Origin of the sequence: Catellatospora sp. IY07-71 (assembly GCF_018326265.1) — a bacterium.
Taxonomy (GTDB): domain Bacteria; phylum Actinomycetota; class Actinomycetes; order Mycobacteriales; family Micromonosporaceae; genus Catellatospora.
This window is the reverse complement of the sequence record NZ_AP023360.1, coordinates 2946313-2967978: the sequence shown is the minus strand read 5'-3', so window position 1 is coordinate 2967978 and position 21666 is coordinate 2946313. Positions and strand designations below refer to the sequence as shown.

General features: G+C 72.5%; 20 protein-coding genes. 8 read left to right on the top strand and 12 right to left on the bottom strand.

What is annotated here, in order from left to right; genetic code table 11:
* Positions 1-246 precede the first annotated feature (246 nt).
* Genes CS0771_RS13455 through CS0771_RS13445 form a run of 3 tightly spaced genes read left to right on the top strand, consistent with a single transcriptional unit; the run spans position 247 to position 3091 of the window.
* Entirely contained in the window at positions 247-1257 is a 1011-nt protein-coding gene (locus CS0771_RS13455; protein WP_212841278.1) for a LacI family DNA-binding transcriptional regulator, read from the top strand.
* 23 nt (positions 1258-1280) lie between these two features.
* Entirely contained in the window at positions 1281-2627 is a 1347-nt protein-coding gene (locus CS0771_RS13450) for an NAD(P)/FAD-dependent oxidoreductase (protein WP_212841277.1), read from the top strand.
* 17 nt (positions 2628-2644) lie between these two features.
* Positions 2645-3091: a hypothetical protein gene (locus CS0771_RS13445; RefSeq protein WP_212841276.1), complete on the top strand. Its 447-nt coding sequence runs from the start codon at positions 2645-2647 to the stop codon at positions 3089-3091.
* Positions 3092-3394: 303 nt separating this feature from the next.
* Here CS0771_RS13445 and CS0771_RS13440 read toward each other — a convergent pair whose 3' ends face one another.
* The 10 genes from CS0771_RS13440 to CS0771_RS13395 all read right to left on the bottom strand — a co-directional run bounded on the left by CS0771_RS13440 (position 3395) and on the right by CS0771_RS13395 (position 15324).
* Positions 3395-3994, bottom strand: coding sequence for a hypothetical protein (locus CS0771_RS13440; RefSeq protein ID WP_212841275.1), 600 nt, complete (start codon positions 3992-3994; stop codon positions 3395-3397).
* Positions 3995-4091: 97 nt separating this feature from the next.
* Complete coding sequence (locus tag CS0771_RS13435) at positions 4092-5846, bottom strand: ABC transporter ATP-binding protein (protein ID WP_212841274.1); 1755 nt, start codon at positions 5844-5846, stop codon at positions 4092-4094.
* A 156-nt stretch (positions 5847-6002) separates the two neighbouring features.
* Positions 6003-6482 (bottom strand): peroxiredoxin, encoded by a 480-nt coding sequence (locus CS0771_RS13430; RefSeq protein ID WP_212841273.1) that lies wholly within the window; start codon positions 6480-6482, stop codon positions 6003-6005.
* Between the two features lie 72 nt (positions 6483-6554).
* Positions 6555-6917 (bottom strand): cupin domain-containing protein, encoded by a 363-nt coding sequence (locus tag CS0771_RS13425; RefSeq protein WP_212841272.1) that lies wholly within the window; start codon positions 6915-6917, stop codon positions 6555-6557.
* A gap of 103 nt (positions 6918-7020) precedes the next feature.
* On the bottom strand, positions 7021-8445 hold the full coding sequence (locus CS0771_RS39420; RefSeq protein ID WP_305834772.1) for a glycoside hydrolase family 6 protein: 1425 nt from the start codon (positions 8443-8445) through the stop codon (positions 7021-7023).
* Positions 8446-8656: 211 nt separating this feature from the next.
* Positions 8657-9673, bottom strand: coding sequence for an AEC family transporter (locus CS0771_RS13415; RefSeq protein WP_212841271.1), 1017 nt, complete (start codon positions 9671-9673; stop codon positions 8657-8659).
* 242 nt (positions 9674-9915) lie between these two features.
* On the bottom strand, positions 9916-11466 hold the full coding sequence (locus tag CS0771_RS13410) for an AMP-binding protein (RefSeq protein WP_212841270.1): 1551 nt from the start codon (positions 11464-11466) through the stop codon (positions 9916-9918).
* Positions 11467-11556: 90 nt separating this feature from the next.
* Entirely contained in the window at positions 11557-13191 is a 1635-nt protein-coding gene (locus CS0771_RS13405) for a hypothetical protein (RefSeq protein ID WP_212841269.1), read from the bottom strand.
* A 64-nt stretch (positions 13192-13255) separates the two neighbouring features.
* Positions 13256-14164: a proteasome assembly chaperone family protein gene (locus CS0771_RS13400; protein ID WP_212841268.1), complete on the bottom strand. Its 909-nt coding sequence runs from the start codon at positions 14162-14164 to the stop codon at positions 13256-13258.
* A 134-nt stretch (positions 14165-14298) separates the two neighbouring features.
* Positions 14299-15324: a hypothetical protein gene (locus tag CS0771_RS13395; protein ID WP_212841267.1), complete on the bottom strand. Its 1026-nt coding sequence runs from the start codon at positions 15322-15324 to the stop codon at positions 14299-14301.
* 99 nt (positions 15325-15423) lie between these two features.
* Between CS0771_RS13395 and CS0771_RS13390 the strand changes: the two genes are divergently transcribed.
* From CS0771_RS13390 to CS0771_RS13375, 4 genes are all read left to right on the top strand, one after another.
* Positions 15424-16026, top strand: coding sequence for a TetR/AcrR family transcriptional regulator (locus CS0771_RS13390; protein ID WP_212841266.1), 603 nt, complete (start codon positions 15424-15426; stop codon positions 16024-16026).
* A 100-nt stretch (positions 16027-16126) separates the two neighbouring features.
* Entirely contained in the window at positions 16127-16354 is a 228-nt protein-coding gene (locus CS0771_RS13385; protein ID WP_212841265.1) for a hypothetical protein, read from the top strand.
* A 58-nt stretch (positions 16355-16412) separates the two neighbouring features.
* The gene (locus tag CS0771_RS13380) at positions 16413-17702 is read left to right on the top strand and encodes an MFS transporter (RefSeq protein WP_212841264.1); all 1290 of its coding nucleotides are present in this window, start codon (positions 16413-16415) and stop codon (positions 17700-17702) included.
* A gap of 141 nt (positions 17703-17843) precedes the next feature.
* Positions 17844-18446, top strand: coding sequence for a TetR/AcrR family transcriptional regulator (locus tag CS0771_RS13375; protein WP_212841263.1), 603 nt, complete (start codon positions 17844-17846; stop codon positions 18444-18446).
* A gap of 3 nt (positions 18447-18449) precedes the next feature.
* Here CS0771_RS13375 and CS0771_RS13370 read toward each other — a convergent pair whose 3' ends face one another.
* Together CS0771_RS13370 and CS0771_RS13365 are read right to left on the bottom strand one after the other, a co-directional pair.
* Positions 18450-19241, bottom strand: a complete 792-nt coding sequence (locus tag CS0771_RS13370; RefSeq protein ID WP_212841262.1) for a PmoA family protein — start codon at positions 19239-19241, stop codon at positions 18450-18452.
* 145 nt (positions 19242-19386) lie between these two features.
* Positions 19387-20451, bottom strand: coding sequence for a hypothetical protein (locus tag CS0771_RS13365; RefSeq protein WP_212841261.1), 1065 nt, complete (start codon positions 20449-20451; stop codon positions 19387-19389).
* A 74-nt stretch (positions 20452-20525) separates the two neighbouring features.
* Here CS0771_RS13365 and CS0771_RS13360 point away from each other — a divergent pair, with 74 nt between their 5' ends.
* Positions 20526-21629, top strand: a complete 1104-nt coding sequence (locus tag CS0771_RS13360) for a P1 family peptidase (protein ID WP_212841260.1) — start codon at positions 20526-20528, stop codon at positions 21627-21629.
* Positions 21630-21666 lie beyond the last annotated feature (37 nt).

Sequence of the window (21666 nt, the reverse complement as noted above, 5' to 3'; positions counted from 1 at the left end):
GCGTCAGTAGGAACCCGGCCGCTCATCAGGGCGGTTCGCGGCCGGGCTGAGAGAGCGCTCTCACAGCAGAGCATCGGGCCGTTCTCGCGTGCTGTCAAGGCATGATTTCCAGGGCGTTACCGAACTGTGCAAACGCTCTCACACAGAAAGCGCTCTCACGTGCGACTTCGCGCCGGAACGTACGGGCGGTAAGGTCATCTCGGCCCGCCGCTCCGCGGGCCGCCGGAGTGCAGCAAGGGGGAAGGCATGAGCGAGCGCGGCGAGCGGCCCACGCTGGAGGCCGTGGCGCGCCTGGCCGGGGTCTCCCGGGCCACCGTCTCCCGGGTCGTCAACGGCTCACCCAAGGTCGCCGAGCCGATCCGCGCCGCGGTGCGCCGCGCGGTCGAGGAGCTGGGCTACATCCCCAACGCGGCCGCCCGCAGCCTGGTCACCCAGCGCACCGACTCGATCGCCCTGGTCCTGCCGGAGAGCGCCAGCCGCGTCTTCTCCGACGACCCGTTCTTCCCGAGCATCATCCACGGCGTCAGCCAGGAGCTCGACGCCGCGAACAAGCAGCTCGTGCTGATGATGACCAACACCGTCGGCGGGTACGAGCGGGTCGAGCGCTACACCACCGCGCGGCACGTCGACGGGGTGCTGTTCGCCTCCACGCACGGCGTCGACCCGCTGCCCGGCCAGCTGCACCGACTCGGCGTCCCGGTCGTGGTCAGCGGCCGCCCGCTGGGGCGCTCGCCGGTGCCGTACGTCGACGTCGACCACATCGGCGGGGTCCGCCAGGCCGTCCGCCACCTGCTCGACTCGGGCCGGTCCCGGATCGCCACCATCGCCGGGCCGCAGGACATGGTCGCCGGCATCGACCGGCTCGCCGGCTACCGCGCCGAGCTGCAGGGCTCCGACCGGCGCTCGATCGTGGCCGTCGGCGACTTCACCCGCGAGTCCGGGGCCACCGCCATGCGCCAGCTGCTGGAGGACGACCCGCTGCTCGACGCGGTGTTCGTCGCCTCCGACCTGATGGCGCACGGGGCCATCACCACGCTGCGCGAGCTGGGCCGCCGCATCCCCGACGACGTGGCCGTGGTCGGTTTCGACGACTTCGACATCTCCCGCTTCACCGACCCGCCGCTGACCACGGTCCGCCAGCCGATCCTGGAGCTGGGCCGCGAGCTGGCCCGCCAGCTGCTGCGCGTGGTCGCGGGCGAGGACGTGCCGTCCTCCGTCGTGCTGCCCACGGAACTGGTGGTACGCGCTTCCGCGTGAGCGGGTTCGGATATACAGGACTCATGGCTGATGAACTGGACGTCATCGTGCTGGGGCTGGGGGTCGGCGGCGAGGAGGTCGGCGGCAAGCTGGCCGACGCCGGGCTGAGCGTCCTCGGCATAGAGAACCGGCTGGTCGGCGGCGAGTGCCCGTACTGGGGCTGCATCCCCAGCAAGATGATGATCAGAGCGAGCGGCCTGCTCACCGAGGGCCGCCGGATCAAGGGCATGGCGGGCTCGTCGGAGGTCTTCCCCGACTGGGCACCGGTCGCGCTGCGCATCCGCGACGAGGCCACCGACTCGTGGAACGACAAGGTCGCCGTCGACCGGTTCACCGGGCGCGGCGGGCGCTTCCTGCGCGGCACGGGCAAGCTCACCGGGCCGAAGCAGGTCGAGGTCGACGGGCAGACGTACACCGCGCGCAAGGGCGTGGTGATCGCGACCGGCACCAAGGCGGCGATCCCGCCCATCCCGGGGCTGGCCGACGCGCCGTACTGGACCAACAAGGAGGCGATCGAGACCGACACGCTGCCCGCCTCGATCACCGTGCTCGGCGGCGGCGCGATCGGCCTCGAACTGGCCCAGATGTTCGCCCGCTTCGGCGTACGCGTGACCGTCATCGAGGCGATGGACCGGCTGATGGTGTACGAGGAGCCGGAGTCGTCCGAGCTGATCACCGAGATCCTGACCCGCGACGGCGTCACGGTGCACACCGGCCGCCGCGCGGAACGGATCGAGGGCATGACCGTGCACCTCGACGACGGCACCACGGTCACCTCCGAGAAGCTGCTCGTCGCCACCGGCCGCACCAGCGACCTGCACCAACTCGGACTCGATTCGGTGGGACTCGACGGGTCCGCCAAAGCCGTCACCGTGGACGAGCACATGCGTGCCGCGGACGGGCTGTGGGCCGTCGGCGACTGCACCGGTCACGGCGCGTTCACGCACCTGGCGATGTACCAGGCCGGGATCGCGATCCGGGACATCCTCGGGCAGGACGGGCCGCCCGCCGACTACCGGGCGCAGCCCCGGGTCACCTTCACCGATCCCGAGATCGGGTCGGTCGGGCTCACCGAGGACGCCGCCCGCCACCACGGCATCCACGTGCAGACGGCGTACACGAAGATCCCCGAGTCGGCGCGCGGGTGGATCCACAAGGCCGGCAACGAGGGCTTCATCAAGCTGGTCGCCGACATGGACCGGGACGTGCTGGTCGGGGCCACCTCGGCAGGGCCGAACGGCGGGGAGGTGCTCAGTGCGCTGGCCGTCGCCGTGCACGCGCAGGTGCCGGTGCACCTGCTCAAGAACATGATCTACGCGTACCCGACGTTCCACCGGGCCATCGAGGCGGCCGTGCAGCAGCTCGACTGATACGGGACACTGCCGCCATGCGACGACAGACCATCGTCCGGATCGGGCTGGGCGGCATGGCGGCAGTGCACCTGTGGTGGGGCCTGTGGGCGTACGCCGCCCCGGCGCACTTCTTCCGCACGTTCCCCGGCTTCGGCCACCACTGGACGGCGGGCTACCCGCCGTACAACGAGCACCTCACCGCCGACCTGGGCGCCACCTTCCTCACCCTCGGCGTCCTGCTCGCCGTCCCCGCCGTGCGCTACCGCCCCGGCCTGGCCCGCCTCGCCCTCACCGGCGCCCTCGTCTTCGACACCCTGCACCTGGCATACCACCTCAGCCACCAGGGCACCCTCACCACCTCCGACTGGGCCGCCGGCCTGCTCCCCCTGCTCCTCGGCCTGGTCCTCCCCGCCACCCTCCTCCTCCTGACAAAGGAAGGGCACCTTCTTAACGCTTTCCGTAGAGGAAGGGCACCTTCTTAACCCCTCCCCCACACGGGCGCTTCGCTGACCGTCCCCTCCCCACGCGGGCCGCTTCTCGATCGTCCCCCGCCCCACGCGGCCGCTTCTCGTCGTCTCCCGTCCCAGGCGGCCGCTTCTTGATCGTCTCCCGTCCCAGGCGGCCGCTTCTTGATCGTTCGACTTGCCTGGCACACGGGCGTATCTTGAGCCCGGATTCGCCCATATGCCAGGCAAGTCCGACGATCTTGGCCGGGAGGGCCCGTCGGGCGGGAGGGCCGCGCGCCGCAGACGACGCGGCGCGGTGCGCGGGATGGGCTCGGTGGGTCAGCGGATGGTGACGGCCAGCAGCACGAACAGGAACGGCAGGATGCCGAGGCACCAGCTGACGACGGCGGTGAGCATCGGGACCCGGTAGAACTTCGGCTGCTCCGGCTGCGGGCGGCCGTTCTCCCCGCTCGGCGGCTCGGAGCCCGTCTTCGGGAAGAGGCCGCCGAAGCAGGCGACCAGCGCGAGCCACGGCAGCACCGACACCAGCCAGGCGACGTAGGACCCCTTCGGGCCGCCACCGCGCCCGCGGCTGAAGTTCTCGGGGACCTCCGGCCCGAGGTGCCAGGCGAGCAGCGCGACCAGCGCCCCGTACGCCAGCACCAGCGCCGCGTTCACCCAGCCCAGCCGGACGGAGCGCCCCGCCCGCCCGGCCCGCACCGAATGCACCAGCGCACCGGCCACCACCGCACTCAGGAACGCGCTGATCAGCACGTATCCGACCCCGTGCCAGCGGGAGTACGCCTCGCGCAGCACCGGGACCTGGTCGGCCAGCTCGCCGAGCCACAGGGTGCCGCCGACCGTCAGGATCAGGGCCAGGATGCCCAGCGCGATCTGCGCGTCGAGGCGGCGGGTCGCGGTGGAGGAGGAGTCGATCACGGCGGGCATCGTACACATGCCTGTCCCGCCCGCCCCCACCGCGAGAGGTTAAGAAGGGCACCTTCTACTACGGAAAACGATAAGAGGGTGCCCTTCCTTACCTGGCCAGGGTGGCGTAGGTGCCGGGGCGGGCGAGGAGTTCGGTGTGGGTGCCGATCTGCTCGATGCGGCCGTCGCGCATGACCACGATGCGGTCGGCGTTGCGGATCGTGGAGAGGCGGTGCGCGACGACGAAGACGGTGCGGCCCGCCACCAGTCGCTCCATGGCCTGCTGGATCAGGGACTCGGAGTGGGTGTCGAGGGCCGAGGTCGCCTCGTCCAGGATCAGCACGCGCGGGTCGCGGATCAGGGCGCGGGCGATGGCCAGGCGCTGGCGCTGGCCGCCGGACAGGCGCGCGCCGCGCTCCCCCACGACCGTGTCCAGGCCGTCGGTGAGCTGGTCGACGAAGTCCAGCGCGTTCGCGTCGGCGAGCGCCTGGCGCACCCGCTCCGGCGGCACGCCGGCCATGCCGTAGGTGACGTTCTCCCGGATGCTGCCCTCGAACAGGATCGGCTCCTGCGGCACCACCGACACGAAGCGCCGGTACGTACGCAGGTCGAGGCCCTCCATGTCGCGGCCGTCGAGCAGGATGCGGCCGGCCGACGGGCGCAGGAAGCCGATGACCAGGTTCAGGACGGTGGACTTGCCCGCGCCGGACGGGCCGACCAGCGCGATCCGCTCGCCGGGCGCGACGGCGAGGGTGAAGTCGTGTACGGCCGCACCCGCCGCGCCGTCGTACGCGAACCCGACGCCCTCGAACGAGACGCCGCCGCGCACCTCCGCCACCTCGGTCTTGCCCGCGTTGACCTCCAGGTCGGGCGCCTGGAGCACCTCGCCGGCCGAGCGCACCGACTCCAGCCCCTTCACGATCACCGGCCCGAGGCTCATCAGCGTCATGACGCTTGAGGTCAGGGTCGAGAAGAAGGCGCTGAGCATCACCACGTCGCCGGCCGTGGTCGAGGTCCAGCCGTAGTACGTGGCCAGCGCCGACCCGGCCAGGCAGGCCACGCTGAGCACCTGCAGCTGGGTCCAGGCCAGCGCGCCGAACCGGCCGTTGAGCAGGTCCAGCCGCAGCCCGGCGTGCAGCACCCGGTCCAGCGTGCCGTCGACCCGGCGCAGCGCGTCGCGCTCCAGGCCGTGCGCGCGGGTGATCGGAATGAGCGTGGTCATCTCGGCGACCCGCGACGACAGCCCCTCCACCTCGCGCCGGAAGCTCTCGTTGTCGGTACGCATCCGGTTGCGCAGGCTCATCACCAGGAACGCCGCGGCCGGCACCAGCACCAGGAAGATCGGCAGGTAGAGCGGCGCCCGCACCGCGATGATCACGGTGCCGCCGAGCAGCATCATCAGCGCGCCCACGCCGACGTCACCGGCCTGCTGCACCATCTGCTCGATGCCCTCGACGTCGCGGATCACCTTCGACTGGAGCACCGCGGCGCTGGAGCGGGAGTGGTAGCCGATGGACAGTTCCTGCATACGGCGGCAGAGCGCAGAGCGCAGGCGGGTGCCCATACGGCGGACGGAGCCGCTGTGATTGCGTACGAACAGGACGTGGAACGGGTAGTTGAGGCTCAGGCAGGCCAGCAGGATCGCGGTGGCCCACCACAGTTGCGCGACGGGCCGGTGCTCCACGACCACGTCGATGACGTTCGCGGTGACCAGCGGCAGCAGCCAGGTGGGGCTGTGTTTGACCGCGAACGCGAGCACGCCCAGCGCGAGCCGCCCGCGGTCCTCCCGCAGCAGGTAGGCGACGGTGCGTACCGGGTGCTCGCCGTGGTAGCGGTGGTCAAGGGGGTGCTGCGCCAGCGCCATGTGCCTGCCTGCCTCGCCGGGCGCACGCGCGGCGAGGGGTCCTCCGGCGCGACGCCCTTCGCCGTCGAAGTCCACGACGAGCCTAGGCGACGCGGCACCGCCAGAGTTAAGAAGGGCACCTTCTACAACGGAAAACGATAAGAAGGTGCCCTTCCTTCAGTTTTGGGCGGCGGCCAACTGCTGGACGATCTCCAGGGCGCCGTTGACGTGTTTGCCGATGTTGGCCTGCGAGGAGAAGACGTGGCGGACCACGCCCTCGCGGTCGATCACATAGGTGACGCGGCCGGGGAGGATGCCGAAGGTGGCGGGCACGTCGTATGCCTTGCGCACCGCGCCGCCCTCGTCGGCCAGCAGCGCGAACGGCAGCCGGTACTTGCTCGCGAACGCGGTGTGCGACTCGACCGAGTCGGAGCTGATCCCGATGACCTGCGCGCCGGCGTCGGTGAACACCTCGTAGCTGTCGCGCAGCGAGCATGCCTGGGCGGTGCAGCCGGAGGTGTCGTCCTTCGGGTAGAAGTACAGCACCACGGTCTGCTTGCCGCGGAAGTCGCTCAGCCGCACCCGCTCGCCGTGCTGCGAGGCCAGCTCGAAGTCGGGCGCCACGTCGCCGACCTGCGGACCGCGTACCTTTGCCATGCCCTGCCTCCTGTCACCGCCGTCGGATACGAATCGTATTCGGATCCCTTCGGCGGGCCTACCCCGGGCTGCTCAGCGCGGCTTGGCGTACTCGGTGATCTCGCCGAAGTCCACGAAGACCACCGGCTCGTCGCCGACCACCTCGGCGTCGTGGCCGGGCTGGATGGCGACCAGGTCCCCGGCGGTGAAGTCCTGCACGGTCCCGTCCTTCATGGTGACCCGCATCGTGCCCGAGACGCAGTAGCCCAGGTGGGACGTCTCGCACGCGTCGGCGCCGACGATCGGGCCGATGTTGACGGTCCAGCGCCAGCCCGGCTCGAAGTGCGCCCGGCCGACCGTCTTCCCGGCGACCTGCACCAGGTCCATCCGGCCCTTGCCCGCGAACTCGCGGGACTCGTCGGGCCGGTCGAAGTTCTTCAGCTCGATGCCACCCATGGTGAACACCTCTTTTCTGACATACCCCCGGAAAATGATCATAAATCAGGCGGGGGTATGGCGGAGGGCCGGCGCGGAAACCCGCACCGGCCCTCGGCGTGCGTCAGCTGCAGGTGACGTTGTTCAGCTTGAAACTCGTCGGGTTGGTGTTGCTGCCGCTGTAGGTCGCCTGGAAGCCGAAGCTGGTCGACCCGTTCGTGGCGATGGAGCCGTTGTGCGCGACGTTGCGGGCGGTGACGTTGGCTCCGCTCTGGCTCACCGTGGCGTTCCACGCGTTGGTGATCGTCTGGTTGCCCGCGTAGGTCCAGGTGAGCGTCCAGGAGGAGACCGCCGCACCCCGGTTGGTGATGGTCACCGAGGCCACGAACCCCTCACCCCACTGGCTGTCGATCCGGTAGCTCACCGAGCACGCGCCGCCGGGCTGCGGCGAAGCCGACGGGCTGCTCGACGGGCTGGCCGAAGGGCTGGCCGAGGGGGACGCCGACGGGCTGCGCGACGGGCTCGGCGAGGCCGACTGCGACGGCGGCGGGCTGTTCACGATGCCGTTCTGCGCCAGCGAGTACGCCAGGTCCGGCACGAACTGCCCCGCGGCCGCGGCGCAGCCGTCCGCCTCACCGGGCAGCTTGATCCAGATGTACGCGTCGACGGTCGCCTCGCCGGTGTTCGTGCTCGGTGCCTGCCCGGTGCCCCGGCCCGCCGGGTCGCACCACTCGCTGCCCAGCGGCCCCTTGCCGTTGCGGGACGTGTCGACCACCTGGTGCAGGTTGCTGTTGCCCAGCGCGTTGAGCACGTTGCGGCCGAACGCGACCTCGTCGGCGGTCCAGCGGTAGTTCGACGCGTTCGAGTAGAAGCCCGCCGCGTTGGCCACGCCGGCCGCCTGCAGCCGCGAGGCGGTGTCGGCGGGGCTGTTCCACGCCGAGTGGCCCGCGTCCAGGTACACCTTCGCGTTCGCGTTGACCTGCTTGAACTTGGTCACCGCGTAGCTGAGCGCGGAGTTGCGCTCGGCCTTCTCGGTCGACGACAGGCAGGTCTGCAGGGCCAGCGAGTCCGGCTCCAGGATGATCACGGCCGTTCGCGTGCCGAGGCCCGCGGCGAAGCTGTCGACCCAGGTCCGGTACGCGCTGATGCTCGGCGCGCCGCCCGCGCTGGCCCCGCCGCAGTCGCGGTTGGGCAGCATGTACGGCACCAGCACCGGGATCTGGTTCAGGTTGTTGGCGGCGCCCACGTACGCCGACACCTGTGACTGGATCGTGGACGGCTGGTAGTTCGCGAACCACACCGCCTGCGGCTGGCTGCCGATGCGCTGGGAGATCAGCGGGGCGCGGTAGTCGTTCGGGTTGGCCGCGAGCCACCGGTTCACGCTGGACGAAGGTTCGCGGTAGAAGGTGCCGCTCAGCGTGCCGGCGGCGGCCTCGGTGGTGGTCAGCAGCACACCGGCCAGTGCGGTGGCGGCGGTCATCGCGGCGGCGGTGCCGAGTGCGGCCAGCCGTCGGTTACGCCGCGGTGTTGACGTGTGATCGGGAATCAACGCGTCTCCTCGGAAGTCTGTGCAGGGTCAACGGGGTCACCCGGACTCGTCCACGACAGACGTCACGCGCAGCCGCGCCGTGCACCTCTGCCCTGGCACCACGCGGCACATCCAGCTCCGCGAATCATCATTCCCCCTCCGCCCCAGGAAAGGAAGGGCACCTTCTTAACGCTTTCCGTAGAGGAAGGGCACCTTCTTAACATCTCGCAGGTCAGGCGGGGCCGAGCAGCCAGAGGATCAACGTGAGCGTGCCCATCGACAGCAGGCTGGAGAACAGGATCGCGTTGCGGCTCAGCTCCGTGGCGGCACGGAACTCCGAGGCGTACACGAAGGTGTTCTGGGCCGTCGGCAGCCCGGAGACCAGGGTCACCGCCAGCAGGGCCGCGCCGTCGAGGTGCAGCAGGTAGCGGCCGATCAGGTACGCCGCCACCGGCTGCGCCACCACCTTCAGCAGCACCGCCGCGGCCACGTCCCGGCCGGGCAGCCGCCACGCCCTGCCATCGGTCTGGTGCAGTGACATGCCCAGCGCGAACAGCGCCGCGGGCACCGCCGCGCCGCCCAGCAGCTCCAGCGGCCGCAGCAGCCACTCCGGCGGCAGCCAGCCCGCCGCGCTCGCTGCGACTCCGGCGAGCGAGCCCAGGATCACGGGGGTACGCAGCGGCAGCATCGCCAGCCGCCGCCACCGCCCGGGTGCGGCCGGAGCCGGCACCCCGCCGTCCGTGCCGCTGTCGGGCTCGGCGTCCCCGCGTGCCGAGCCGTCCTCGCCGGTGGGGCGGTCGCGCAGGCCGAGGCGGTGGGCCGAGGCGTCGAGGCGGCCGACGATCAGCGGGGTGAGCAGGATCGTCTGGAAGACGAGCACCGCCATGATCAGCGAGACGTCCTTGAGCACGTACAGCGCGACGGGCACGCCGAGGTTGCCCGCGTTCAGGTACGCCGCCGCCATCGCCGCGATGACCCGGTCGCCGTCCGGGCCGGGCATGGTCCGCCGCGCGACGAAATACACCGCCAGCCCGATGAGCAGCGTGCTCAGCGCGACGGCGGCCAGCGGCCGCAACGGCAGCTCGCCCAGCGGGACCTTGACCAGCGAGCTGAACAGCACGCACGGGATCGCGATGAGGAAGGTGAAGTTCGCCAGCGCCTGCTGGGTGGCCCGGGTCAGCACCCCGAACCGCATGGTGGCCCAGCCCAGCGCGGTGATCATCCAGATCGGAGCGAACGCGGCGAACACCTGGTCACGCTAGTCCTGCGCGTTTGCAGTCCCGTCACGCGGGGTCCCTCCCCGCCCGAAGCAGCCCACCAGGGGGTACGCCCGTGGCCCGGCCGACGATGATCGCGAGTTCGTGTCCAAACCTGGGGTCTAAGCACAGGTTTGGACACGAACTCGCGATCAACGGCGGAGCAAGCCCACCTCAGACGTTAGGAAGGGCACCTTCTACTACGGAAAACGATAAGAAGGTGCCCTTCCTTTCCTCACAGCTGGGCGCGGAGGTCCTTGCGGAGGATCTTGCCGGAGGCGCTCTTCGGGATGGCATCGACGAAGGTGACGGCCCGGACGCGCTTGTAGGGCGCCACCCGCTCGGCGACGTAGTCCTGCACGTCCTGGGCGGTGAGGCCGGCGCCGGCGGCGACCGCGACGAAGGCGTGCGGGATCTCCTCGCCCTCGGCGTCGTGCCCGGCTACCACGGCCGCGTCGGCGATGCCGGGGTGGCCCAGCAGCACCGCCTCCAGCTCGGCGGGCGGCACCTGGTAGCCCTTGTACTTGATCAGCTCCTTGACCCGGTCGACGATGAACCAGTCACCCTCGGCGTCGACCTGCGCCACGTCGCCGGTGTGCAGCCAGCCGTCGGCGTCGACGGTCGCGTCGGTGTCCGCGCGGCGGCCCAGGTAGCCCTGCATCACCTGCGGGCCCTTGATCCACAGCTCGCCGGCCTCGCCGACCCCGAGCTCCGCGCCGGTGGCCACGTCCACGACCTTGGCCAGCGTGTTCGGGATCAGCGGGCCGACCGTGCCGGGCTTGACCCGGGTGTCGCCGTGCACCTGCGCGTGCGAGACGGGCGACAGTTCGGTCATGCCGTAGCCCTGCTGCACGACGCAGCCGAGCCGGTCCGCGCACGCCTGGGCCAGGTCGCCGTCGAGCGGGGCCGCGCCGGAGAAGACGACCCGCAGCGCGGACAGGTCGTACTGGGCGACCAGCGGGTGCTTGGCCAGCGCGAGCACGATCGGCGGGGCGACGAACGCCCGGTTGACCCGCTGGTCCTGCAGCGCGGTGAGGAATTCGGCGAGGTCGAAGCGGGGCAGCACGACCAGCGCGGCGCCCTTGGACAGCGCCATGTTCATCAGCACGGTCAGGCCGTAGATGTGGAAGAACGGCAGCACGGCCAGGACGCGGTCGGCGGGTTCATACCTGACCACCTCCTGGGTCTGCGCGATGTTCGCGACCAGGTTGCGGTGGGTCAGCATGACGCCCTTGGCCACCCCGGTGGTGCCCGAGGAGTACGGCAGCACGGCCAGCGTGGTGGCCGGGTCGATGGCGACGGCCGGGGCCGGGTCGGTGGTGGCCATCAGTTCCTGCACCGAGCGGTATCCCTCGGCGGCGTCGCAGACGAACACCTCCTGCACCTGCGCGGCGGCGGCCGCCGCCCGGTCGAGGAACGGCGACACGGTGACCAGGAACTTCGCCCCGGAGTCGGACAGCTGCGTGGTGAGGTCCTTCGGCGTGGCGAGCGCGTTGACCGTGGTGACGGTCGCCCCGGCGGCCAGCGCCGCGTGGAACACCACCGGGTAGAGCAGCGTGTTCGGGCTGAACAGCGCCAGCACGTCACCCGGGCGCAGCCCCGCCCCGGCCAGTCCCGCGGCGAGCCGGTCGACCATGTGCGCGAGCTGCGCGTACGTGATGGTCTGGCCGGTGCGCCCGTCGATCAGCGCGGGATGCTCGCCCCGCGCCGCCGCCGGTCCGATGACGAGCTGGGGCACGGAGACCTCGGGGATCTCGACCTCGGCCAGGGGACTCGAAAAGGGCATCGTCGCCTCACTCTCGTACGCGGTGCACGGAAAGTCCCGTCATCATGCGTGCACATACCCGGTTCGGCAATACCTCGCACCTGCTCCGGTTCAACGGGGCGACGGTCCGCCGCCGCCGCCGATCAGGTCGGCGAGGCCGGCCTGGGCCGTGGGCTCGGGCGGCGCCGCACCGCCTGCCGCGCGCAGCCGGACCGCCGCGACCGCCGCACCCGCCGCGGCCAGCGCAGTCACGATCATGATGGCGGCCGCCAGGCCACGCACGGAAGCCGAGCTGTCGAGGAGGAGCCCCTCGGCGAACAGCGCCGCCCGGCTCAGCGCGGCGACCGCCGCCCCGGCTGCGGCGATCGCGAGCACGATCCCGGCGCGGCGGCCGGTCACCAGCCCCGCCCGCCGGACCCGGACCATGAGCAGCACCAGCGCGCACAGCGCCGCCATGCCGGACACCAGCAGCGAGACCGCGACGCCGCGCGCCAGGCCCGGTCCGGCGCTCGTCACCGCGAGCGTGCCGGAGATCAGCGCCGCGCAGCCCGCCAGCCCGGCGAGCACCTGTGCCCACGGCGTCACCACCCGCTGCCCGGCCGCCGCGGCAGGCGACCCCGCGAGCCGCCCGGCTGCCGCCGCGATTGCCGCCGCCAGGAGCACGAACAGGAACATCACGACGACGGTGCGGGCGTCCGCGCGCAGCCGCGCGCCGGTGTCCGGCACCCACAGCTCCGCGAGCGGCGGCGGGGCCTCCCACCGGTCTTCGTCCCAGGTGCCGAGGCGGGTCCAGGTGCCGTCGGCGGCACGGCGCAGCAGGCCGTCGCGCCCGTTGGCGACCAGGACCACGTGACCGCCGCCGGACTCGCGCACTACCAGGCCGAAGGAGCGCAACTCGCCGACCGGGCTGCTGAGCAGGCCGCCGCCGTCGTACGCGTCGATCAGCTCGGCGAGCTGCGGACCGCGGACCTCCCAGGCGGTCCGCCAGTCGGGGCCGCCGTCCTGCCTGGTCTGCACGTGCAGCTCACCGTGCACGACGCGGTAGCAGACGTCCCCCGCGCAGTCGCTCTCCGGCGCGGGCGGCGCGACCGTCACGGTCGGCCCGTGGCCGTAGCCGTCCCAGGTGAGCCCGTCGTCGTTGCTGATCAGCCAGCGGAGCGTGCCGTCGTCGTCGATCCCGAGATACACGTGGCGGCCGTCCTCGACCACGGCGACCGTCTCGGGCGGCGTCGGGGCGGCGGTGGTGGCCGCAGTGGCCAGCAGCGCGACCGGCACCAGCACCGCGCCGCGGACCAGCCGCGCGATGCCGCGCCCGGCCCCGGGCCCGCGCCCGGCGCGCCGCCAGGCCCACCAGCACAGACCGAGGAACGGCAGGGCGAGCAGGTCGGTGCGGTCGGCTCGGACCAGGGACGGTCCGTTCACGACGGACCACGCCTGCGACGCGAGCAGCGCGCCGTACGCCGTCGCCTTCACATAGGCGAACCCGGCGGCCGTGGCGGTCAATGCGCCGGCGGCCAGCACGCGGCCGGGCAACCGGGGCGCGACGACCGCGCCCAGGACCGCCAGCAGCGGCGGGAACATCAGCATCCCGGCGGCGTCGCTGAGCTTGCCGGTGACCCAGCCCGGCTGCCACGCCTTGAGCACGTGATCGTTGAGCAGCAGCAGGAGCAGCCCGGCGATGCTGATCGGGTGGGCCAGCCAGCCGAGCGCGCCGCGCAGGGCGTCCCGCGATTCCCCGTGATCCATGGGACACAGGGTGGCATCGACACGTCACGATCAGGCGTCGCGTACGCCTCGACCGGGCAGCGGGTCAGTCCTTGGCGTCGCCCTTGTTGTGCTCGGCCAGGAAGCGCTCCAGCTCGGCGCCCAGCTCCTCGGCGGTGGGCAGCGGCGTCGGCTCGGTGAGCAGGTTGCCGGCCCGGCCCCGGGTGAACGCGTCGTACTGCTCCTCCAGCGCCTTGACCACGGCGGCGGCCTGGTGGTTGTCGACGAGCTGGCGCTCGATCTCCTCGCGCACCCGGTCGCCCGCGTCGCGCAGGTCCTCGGTCGGCAGCAGCAGACCGGTGGCCCGCGAGACCGAGGTCAGCAGCAGCTCGGCGGCCTGCGGGTACTCACTGTCGGCCAGGTAGTGCGGCACGTGGGCGGCGAAGCCCATCGCGTCGTGGCCGGACTCGCCGAGGCGGAACTCCAGCAGGTTGGTCATGCTCGCCGGGACCTGCACGTCGGTGATCCACGGCTCGTGCCCGACGACCAGCTCGGGCCGGGTGCCGTGCGCGGTGACGCCCGCCGGGCGGGTGTGCGGCACGGACATCGGGATGGCGTGTACGCCGATGGTCAGCCGCACCTGCAGCCGCTCGATGAGCCCGGTGACCGCCGCCACGAACCGCTCCCACTGGAAGTCCGGCTCCGGGCCGGTGAGCAGCAGGAACGGGGTGTCGTCATCGTCGCGCAGGGCGTGCAGCTCCAGCTTGGGCGCGTCGTAGGACACCCAGTGGTCGGAGGAGAAGTGCATCAGCGGCCGGCGCGAGCGGTAGTCGTAGAGCTGGTCGAGGTCGAATTCGGCGACCAGGGTCGCGTCGAGCGTGTCGAGCAGGTGCTCGCGGGCCAGCCGGCCGGCCGCGCCCGCGTCCACGAACCCCGAGAGCGCGTGCAGCAGGACCGGCCTGCCCAGCTCGGGCAGCTCGCCGGTCAGCTGGTAGAGCTTCTGTGGGTCCCGCACGTCGTCAGCCTCCTGCAGATGGTCGTCCACCGGAGCCAACAATCACCACGGTGGGCGCATTCCTGCGCGGGACCGGATCTTCCCGCGCACGGATACGCCGGGCGCGCAGGCGGGCGCGCCCGGCGTACGTCGGCTCAGGCAGCCACCGTAGCGCCGAGGCGGCGGGCGGCCTCGTGCGCCTCCATGTCCGGTTCGGCTGCCTGCGGCTCGGGCCTGCGGCCGAGCCAGCCCAGCCCGACCAGGGCGAGACCGACGACGGCCCAGGTGACCAGCACCCACACCGCACCCGCGGCGCCCGCGCCGTCGAACCAGGCGGCCGAGCGCAGCAGGGTGGCCCCGGCGCCGATGGGCAGCCACTGCCCGAACTCGCCCCACGGCTGCGGCAGCAGCTCCGGCGCGGCGGCGACCGCGCCCAGCGCGTTGCCGACCAGCAGGATCAGCACCACGCCGAGGCCGATGCCGGGCGGGCCCGCGACGGTGGCCAGGCCGTGCACGGTGGCGCTGACGGCGAGCACGAGCAGCGAGATCGCCCCGGCCACCGGCAGCCACTCGCCGCCGACCACGCCGAGCCAGCTCTGCAGCACGGTCGCCCCCATCGCCCCGGCCAGCAGCGCGAAGGTGATCAGTCCGGTGACCCGGGCGGCGAAGCGCGGCACCGCGAAGTAGAGCACGATCGCGGCCAGCAGCGACGTGATCACCAGCGGGAAGAAGCCCGCCGCGAAGCCGCCGCCGTGCGGGTCGTCCGCGCTCAGCGGGGCGAGGTCCGCGACGGTGACCTGCATGCCGCTCCCCGCGCCGAGCTGCGCGGCGGCGGCGCTGAACAGGCTCGCCACCGGCGGCGCGGCGGCCGAGGCCGTGTGCAGCGTGAGACCCGACGGGCCGAGGATGAAGGCGGCGTACGCCTCCCGGTCCAGCACCGCCGCGTCGGCGGCATCGGCGTCGGCCACCTCGGTGACCGCGAAGGCGCCCGGGCTCGTGGCTTCGAGTTTCGCGGTGAACGCGGCGACGGCCGGGGCTGGGCCGGCGACGACCACGGGCAGGTCGCGCGGCGCGACGTTCGCGGCCGGGGCCGCGAACAGGGGCAGCAGCAGCGCCTGGAGGGTCATCACCGCTACGGCGAGGACCACCGCCAGGACCGCCGGGGGCGGGGTGCGGCGCATCGTGATCTCCTTTTAAAACGAATGCTCGTTCTCTTAAAGTCACCATGCGCCTCCGCCCGCCCGCTGTCAAGAACGATCGTTCGTTTTACGATGAGAGTCATGCCACGCGTATCCGAAGCCCATCTCGCCGCCCGCCGCCAGCAGATCCTCGACGCGGCCCGGATCTGCTTCGCCCGCAACGGCTTCCACGCCACCTCGATGCAGGACGTGATCAGCGAGGCCGAGCTGTCCGTCGGCGCGTTCTACCGCTACTTCCGCAGCAAGGAGGAGCTGATCCAGGCGATCGCCGAGGAGGTGCTCGGCTCGGTGGACGCCCTGCTGGACGAGATGCGGGCGATGGACTCCCCGCCCCCGATCGCCGAGATGATGCGGCGGCTGATCCGTTTCGTCGACCTGCAGACCGGCCCGGCCGGGTTGTTCCCGATGGCCCTGCAGGTCTGGTCGGAGTCGCTGCGCAACCCGCAACTGCGGGAGTTCGTGCAGCGGGTGTACGGCCGGATGCGCGGCCACTTCGACGACCTGGCCCGCCGCCAGATCGAGGCCGGGCGGCTGCCCGCCGACGCCGACCCGCACGCGGTCGGCTCGGTGCTGTTCGGCCTCATCCCGGGCTACGCGCTACAGCGGGTGCTGCTGGGCGAACTGGACGCGGAGACCTTCCTCGCCGGCATCGAGGCACTGTCACACCCACCCGTGTCGCGTTGAGACCAACGTGACCTGGGCGCGCTCTGCGCCACGGGCCGCCTTCTTTGACTGATGACTCAGTCAGGAAGTACCCTTCAGGTGAACCGGGAGGGGTGTCGGCATGGCCACGCGGGCCGCAGGGCGCAGCGAGCAGGGCTGGATCACCATGGACGACGTCGCCGTCTCCTGCCTCGGCCGGGGCGGGACGAGCGTGAGCACCGAGGGCGCGGTCACGCTGACCGCCGATGAAGACCACTTCACGACGGAAGTGACGCCGACGGCGTACGAGGACGACGCCGTCGTGGTGAAGCGGTGCTGGAGCCGCCAGGCGGCCCGCCGCTTCGGTTGACGTCGCCGCCCAGCGCCGACGCCCACCAGTCTCCTCTTCGCTCATTGGAGTTCTTCCCATGTCCGGCCTCGCGGTCGTCACCGCTGCCCGCCGTTACCGTGCCCTCATCGCCAGCCCCGGGGTCGCCCGGGTGGCGCTGCCGTCCCTGATCGGGCGCCTGCCCTACGGCATGGCCACGCTCGTGTTCATCCTCGCCGTCCAGCACGGCACCGGCTCGTACGCGGTCGCCGGCATCGCCACCGGCGTGCACTCCGCGATCACCGCCTTCACCGCACCCTGGCTCGGCCGGCTCTGCGACCGCGGGCACGCCGTCGCCGTGCTGCGCGCCACCGGCATCCTCTACGGGGTGCTGCTCACCGGCATGGTCGCCGCGCTCGCCACGCACCAGCACGTCGGGCTGATCCTCGGCCTGTCCGCGCTGGCCGGCGCCGCGAACCCGCCCGTCGGCGCGGTCACCCGGGTGGTGCTGCCGGGCCTGGCCCCGCAGCACGTGCAGACGGCGTACGCGTTCGACGCGATCACCGTCGAGCTGACCTATGTGCTCGGCCCGGTGCTGATCGCCCTGGTCACCGCGATCAGTAACCCGTACGCGGCGGTGGTGCTCACCGCGCTGCTGGCCACCGCGGGCTCGCTCGGCCTGGCCGCCGCGCCCGGCCTGACCGCCCGCTACCGCGAGGTGCGCACCGCCGCACTGGCCGCGGCCGGCGCATCCGAGGCCGCCCGGGCCCGGCTCACCGGCCGCCTGATGAAGCTCAGCCTGGCCGTGGTGCTGGTGGTGGGCGCGCTGGAGGCCGCCGCGTACGGCGTCATGGAGGTGGCCATCCCCAAGTACGCCGCCGACCTCAACGCGCCGCAGTTCGCGGGCGCGGTGGTGGCCGCCTGGAGCGCCGGCTCGATCGTCGGCGGCATCTGGTTCTCCGGCATGAACCCGCGGATGAGCCGATCCAGGCTGTTCGCGCTGCTGCTGTGCCTGAACACGGTGGGCTTCGGCGCGATGCTGCTCGCCTTCGACCTGCCCAGCCTCGCCGTGATCCTGTTCCTCGGCGGCCTGGTCATCTCGCCGACCACCGCCGTGGAGTGCGAGCTGGTCACCCGGATCGCCCCCGCCGCGCGCACCACCGAGGCGTTCACCTGGGTCGGCACCGGCATCTACGTCGGCTTCGCGGCCGGCTCGTCCCTGTCCGGCCTGCTCATCAACGAGGGCACGGCGCTCTCCGTCGTGATCCTGACCGCCACCGCCATGGTCGGCACCGGCGCCCTGCTCGCCACCACCGCCGCCCGCCGCATCGCCCGCGACGCCACCCCCACCACCCCCGCCCCCACCCCGACCCCGGCCCCCGCCCACTGAGCGCCGGTGTGATCGCCCGACTTGCCTGGCACCTGGGCGTATCTTGAGCGCTCATTCGCCCACCTGCCTGGCAAGTCGGACGATCATCGGGGGCGGTCGGTGGATGGTGGGGGACGGGCGGGGGTGGGTTAGGGTTCAGCGGTGGCACGACGAACTGCCGAAGTGCGCCTGGACGCGCTGCTGCGGACCGCAGTGGACGTGATCGTCGAGCGCGGTTTCGCCAACACCCGCACCGCCGACGTCGCCAAGGCGGCCGGGGTCAGCCAGGCGCTCGTCTTCTACCACTTCACCAGCAAGGACGCGTTGCTCTCGCAGGCGTTCGCGTACGCCGCCGACCAGGACCTGGCCCGGCTCCACTCGGTGATCAGCTCCAACGCGTCCTCCGTGGAGAAGCTCAAGCGGCTGGTCAAGCTGCTGGCCCCGACCGGCCGCTCCAAGTCCTGGATGATGTGGATCGACGGCTGGTCGGAGGCGCTGCGCACCCCCGAGCTGGAGAAGGTGTCGCGCCGGATGGACCTGCGGTGGAAGGAGGGCCTCACCGAGGTCATCGCCGCCGGGGTCGCCGACGGCTCGTTCACCTGCGACGACCCGGCCGGTGCGGCATGGCGCATCAACGCCATCATCGACGGCCTCGCGGTGCAGCTCACCGTGCACGAGAAGGCGATCTCCCGCAAGCAGGCCTTCGACTGGATGCGTTTGGTCGCCGCCCGCGAGGTCGGCCTCGACCCCGCCGCGCTCGCCTGACCCTCAGTCGCTGATCACCACCCGCAGCGACCCGGCGCGGGTCTCCCCCGCCCCGATCACCCGCGGCTGCTCGTACGCCCACGCCTGGCACACCCCCGGATAACCGGTCGCGCCCTCGCTGGTCCGCACGAACCAGCGGTCCCCGTCGCCCAGCCCCGAGAACACCAGGGTGTACGCCGCCCCGCCCGACTCGCCCCGCCACACCAGCTCGGGCTCCGCGCTCCCGTTGACCTGCTCCTCACCGCTGCGCTCCCCCGCCGTGAGCCCCAGGTTCGCCCCCGGCGCCACCCGCCAGAAGCACCCGCCGTACCCGGCCCCGCCCGGCCGCCCGTTCGTCGCCGGGCTGCCCAGCACGACCTCCTCGTCGGCGCTCAGCTCCCACGCCAGCTCCAGCGCCCACGACCGCTCGTCGAGAAACGCCGCCGACACCGTGCGCCGCTCCCGCAGCAGCACCTTCCCGTCGGCCCCCCGCCACGCCAGCCGCTCCACGAACCCGTCCGGCCGCACCTCGTCGAACCCCTCGCCGGTGATCGCCCCGTGATCGTCGAGCCAGGTGTAGCCCTGACCCCGCACGTAGGTGCGCCCACCCCACAGGTTGTTCCGGTTCACGTCCTGCACCGCCAGCGACAACCCAAGGTGCCACCGATGGTCCTCCGGAAACGCGTCGGTCACCACGGTCCCCCCGAGTGTCCGCAGAGGATGCAGATACGGCCGCACCCCCAGGGTCCGCTCCACCCCCGCCCCGTCGCGGTACTCCCCCACGACCCGCCCCGCCACCGTCAGCTCCAGCGCCACGCCGCGCCACCTCTCCTCTACGGCGCCGATCTTGCGTGAACTGTGGGTGCGACACGCCTAATATGGACATATCCCTAACAGTTCGCGCAAGATCGACGCGATCAAACGCGCCGATCGCGGTGCGGTAAGCGCTTTCCGCGTGAGGTTAGCGGGTTCCCGTAACGCCCGCCAGGGTGGCGACGGTGAGGGGGCCGAGGGTGGGGAGGTGGTAGCCGCCCTCGTGGACGGCGACGACGGGCAGGCCCAGCTCGCGGACCAGGGCGCCGGTGTTCGCGTAGCCCTCCTCGGTGACCTGGAGCGGGCTCTCGGGGTCGTCCTTGGCGGCGTCCACGCCGAGGGAGAGCACCACCGCGTCGGCGCGGTCGCCGATGAACTCGGTCAGGCGGCGCACCCCGGCCAGCCAGCCGCCGTCGCCGGTGCCGGGGGCGAGCGGCACGTTCAGGTTCGCGCCCTCGCCCGCGCCGGTGCCGGTCTCGTCGGCGAACCCGGCGTAGTGCGGAAACCAGCCCGCCCCAGGGTCCACGTGCACGGACGTGTACAGCACGTCGGCGCGGTCGTAGAAGATGGACTGCGTGCCGTTGCCGTGGTGGGCGTCCACATCGACCACCGCGACCCGGGCCACGCCCGCGCGCCGCAGCGCCAGCACCGCGACCGCCGCGTTGTTCAGGTAGCACGAGCCGCCGAAGCCGGTGCGGGTGGCGTGGTGGCCGGGCGGGCGGCAGAGGGCGTACGCGGCCCGCTCCCCCGCGGCGACCAGATCGGCCGCGGTGGCGGCAGCGTGCGCGGCGGCCCGGGCCGCGGGCCAGGTGCCCGGACCGACCAGCGTCATCGTGTCGTAGCAGAACCGACCCGCCCGCGCGTGCGTGGCCGTGGGCGTACGCGGTGGCAGCCCCTCCAGCATCGCCGGGGTCGGGAAGACGTACGGCGTCACGCGGTCGGTGTACTCGAGGTAGCCGCCCTCGGTCCACTGGTCGTACACCTCCGCTAGGTGCGCCAGCAGCTCGGGGGAGTGCGCCTCGGCGAGCGGCTCGTCGCCGAGCGGCCGCGCCTCGACCAGCCGCGCGCCCGCCGACACCAGCGCGGAGCGCAGCACCGTGGCGCGCTCGGGAAGCTCGGTGCCGGGGGTGCGGACGTCGATCCAGATCTCGGCGCCGGGCACGTGCCGCAGCACCTCGTCGCTCCACACCACGGGCAGGTCCAGCTTCGCCATCCCGGCATGATGCCAGCCCCGCCGCTCCGGCACGGACGATCGTTACTGAGTCGAGACTCAGTTAGGCTGCGCCCATGCCTCGCGTCTCCGATCTCGGGATCACCATCGGCTCCCTGCCCAGCGGCCCCAGCGGGTCCATCCTCGACGTGCCCGGGGTGGGCGTCGGGCACGCCACCGTGTGGCGCGACGAGGAGCCGCCGCCGGCCGGGCGCGGCGTCGCGCGTACCGGCGTCACGGTCGTCGACCCGGGTGGCAACGCCTTCCGGGAGCCGATCCCGGCGGGGGGCGCGGTCCTCAACGGCGCGGGCGAGTGCACCGGCTTCCTGTCCGCGCAGGAGTGGGGCCTGGCCGAGACCCCGATCTTCCTGACCTCCACCATGCAGCTCGGCCGGGTGTACGACGCCGCGTGCGAGCTGCTCATGGCCGAGGAGCCCGCGATCGGCGACGACGACGTGATCATCCCGGTGGTCGCCGAGTGCGACGACAGCTTCCTGTCCGAGTCCCGCCGCATGCAGGTGACCCGCGACGACGTGGCCAAGGCGCTGACCGCCGCGCGGGACGCCGCCGCGCGCGCCGAGGCCGACCGCGCGGCCGGCCACGTGCCGCAGCCGCCCGCCGAGGGCGCGGTCGGCGCCGGCACCGGCATGAGCTGCCTGGGCTTCAAGGGGGGTATCGGCACCGCGTCGCGCGTGCTGCCCTCGGGCCACACGCTGGGCGTGCTCGCGATGACGAACTTCGGTGAGCGCGGCCGCCTCACCGTCGCCGGTGTCCCGGTCGGGCAGCTGCTGCCGCCCGCCCCCGCGCCGACCGCGCCCCCGGCGGGCTCCTGCATCGTCATCGTGATCACCGACGCGCCCGTCGACCCGGCCGGGTGCCGGCGCCTGGCCCGCCGCGCCGGGCTCGGCCTGGCCCGCACCGGCTCGACCGCGCACCACGCCAGCGGCGAGATCTTCCTGGCCCTGGCCACCGGCCTGCGCGCCCCGCGCGGCACCACCCCGGTCGGCACCGCCCTGCAGGGCCGCGCTCTGGACCCGTTCTTCGCCGCCGCCGTCGAGGCCACCGAGGAGAGCGTCCTGAACAGCCTCCTCAACGCCCCCACCGTGACCGGCCGCGGCGGCAACACGTCCGAGGGCCTCCCCGTCGACCGCGTCCGCGCCCTCCTCGCCCTCCACTCCTGAGCCGCCGTTGACCGTGAGCGAGTGCGGCCGGTAGTGT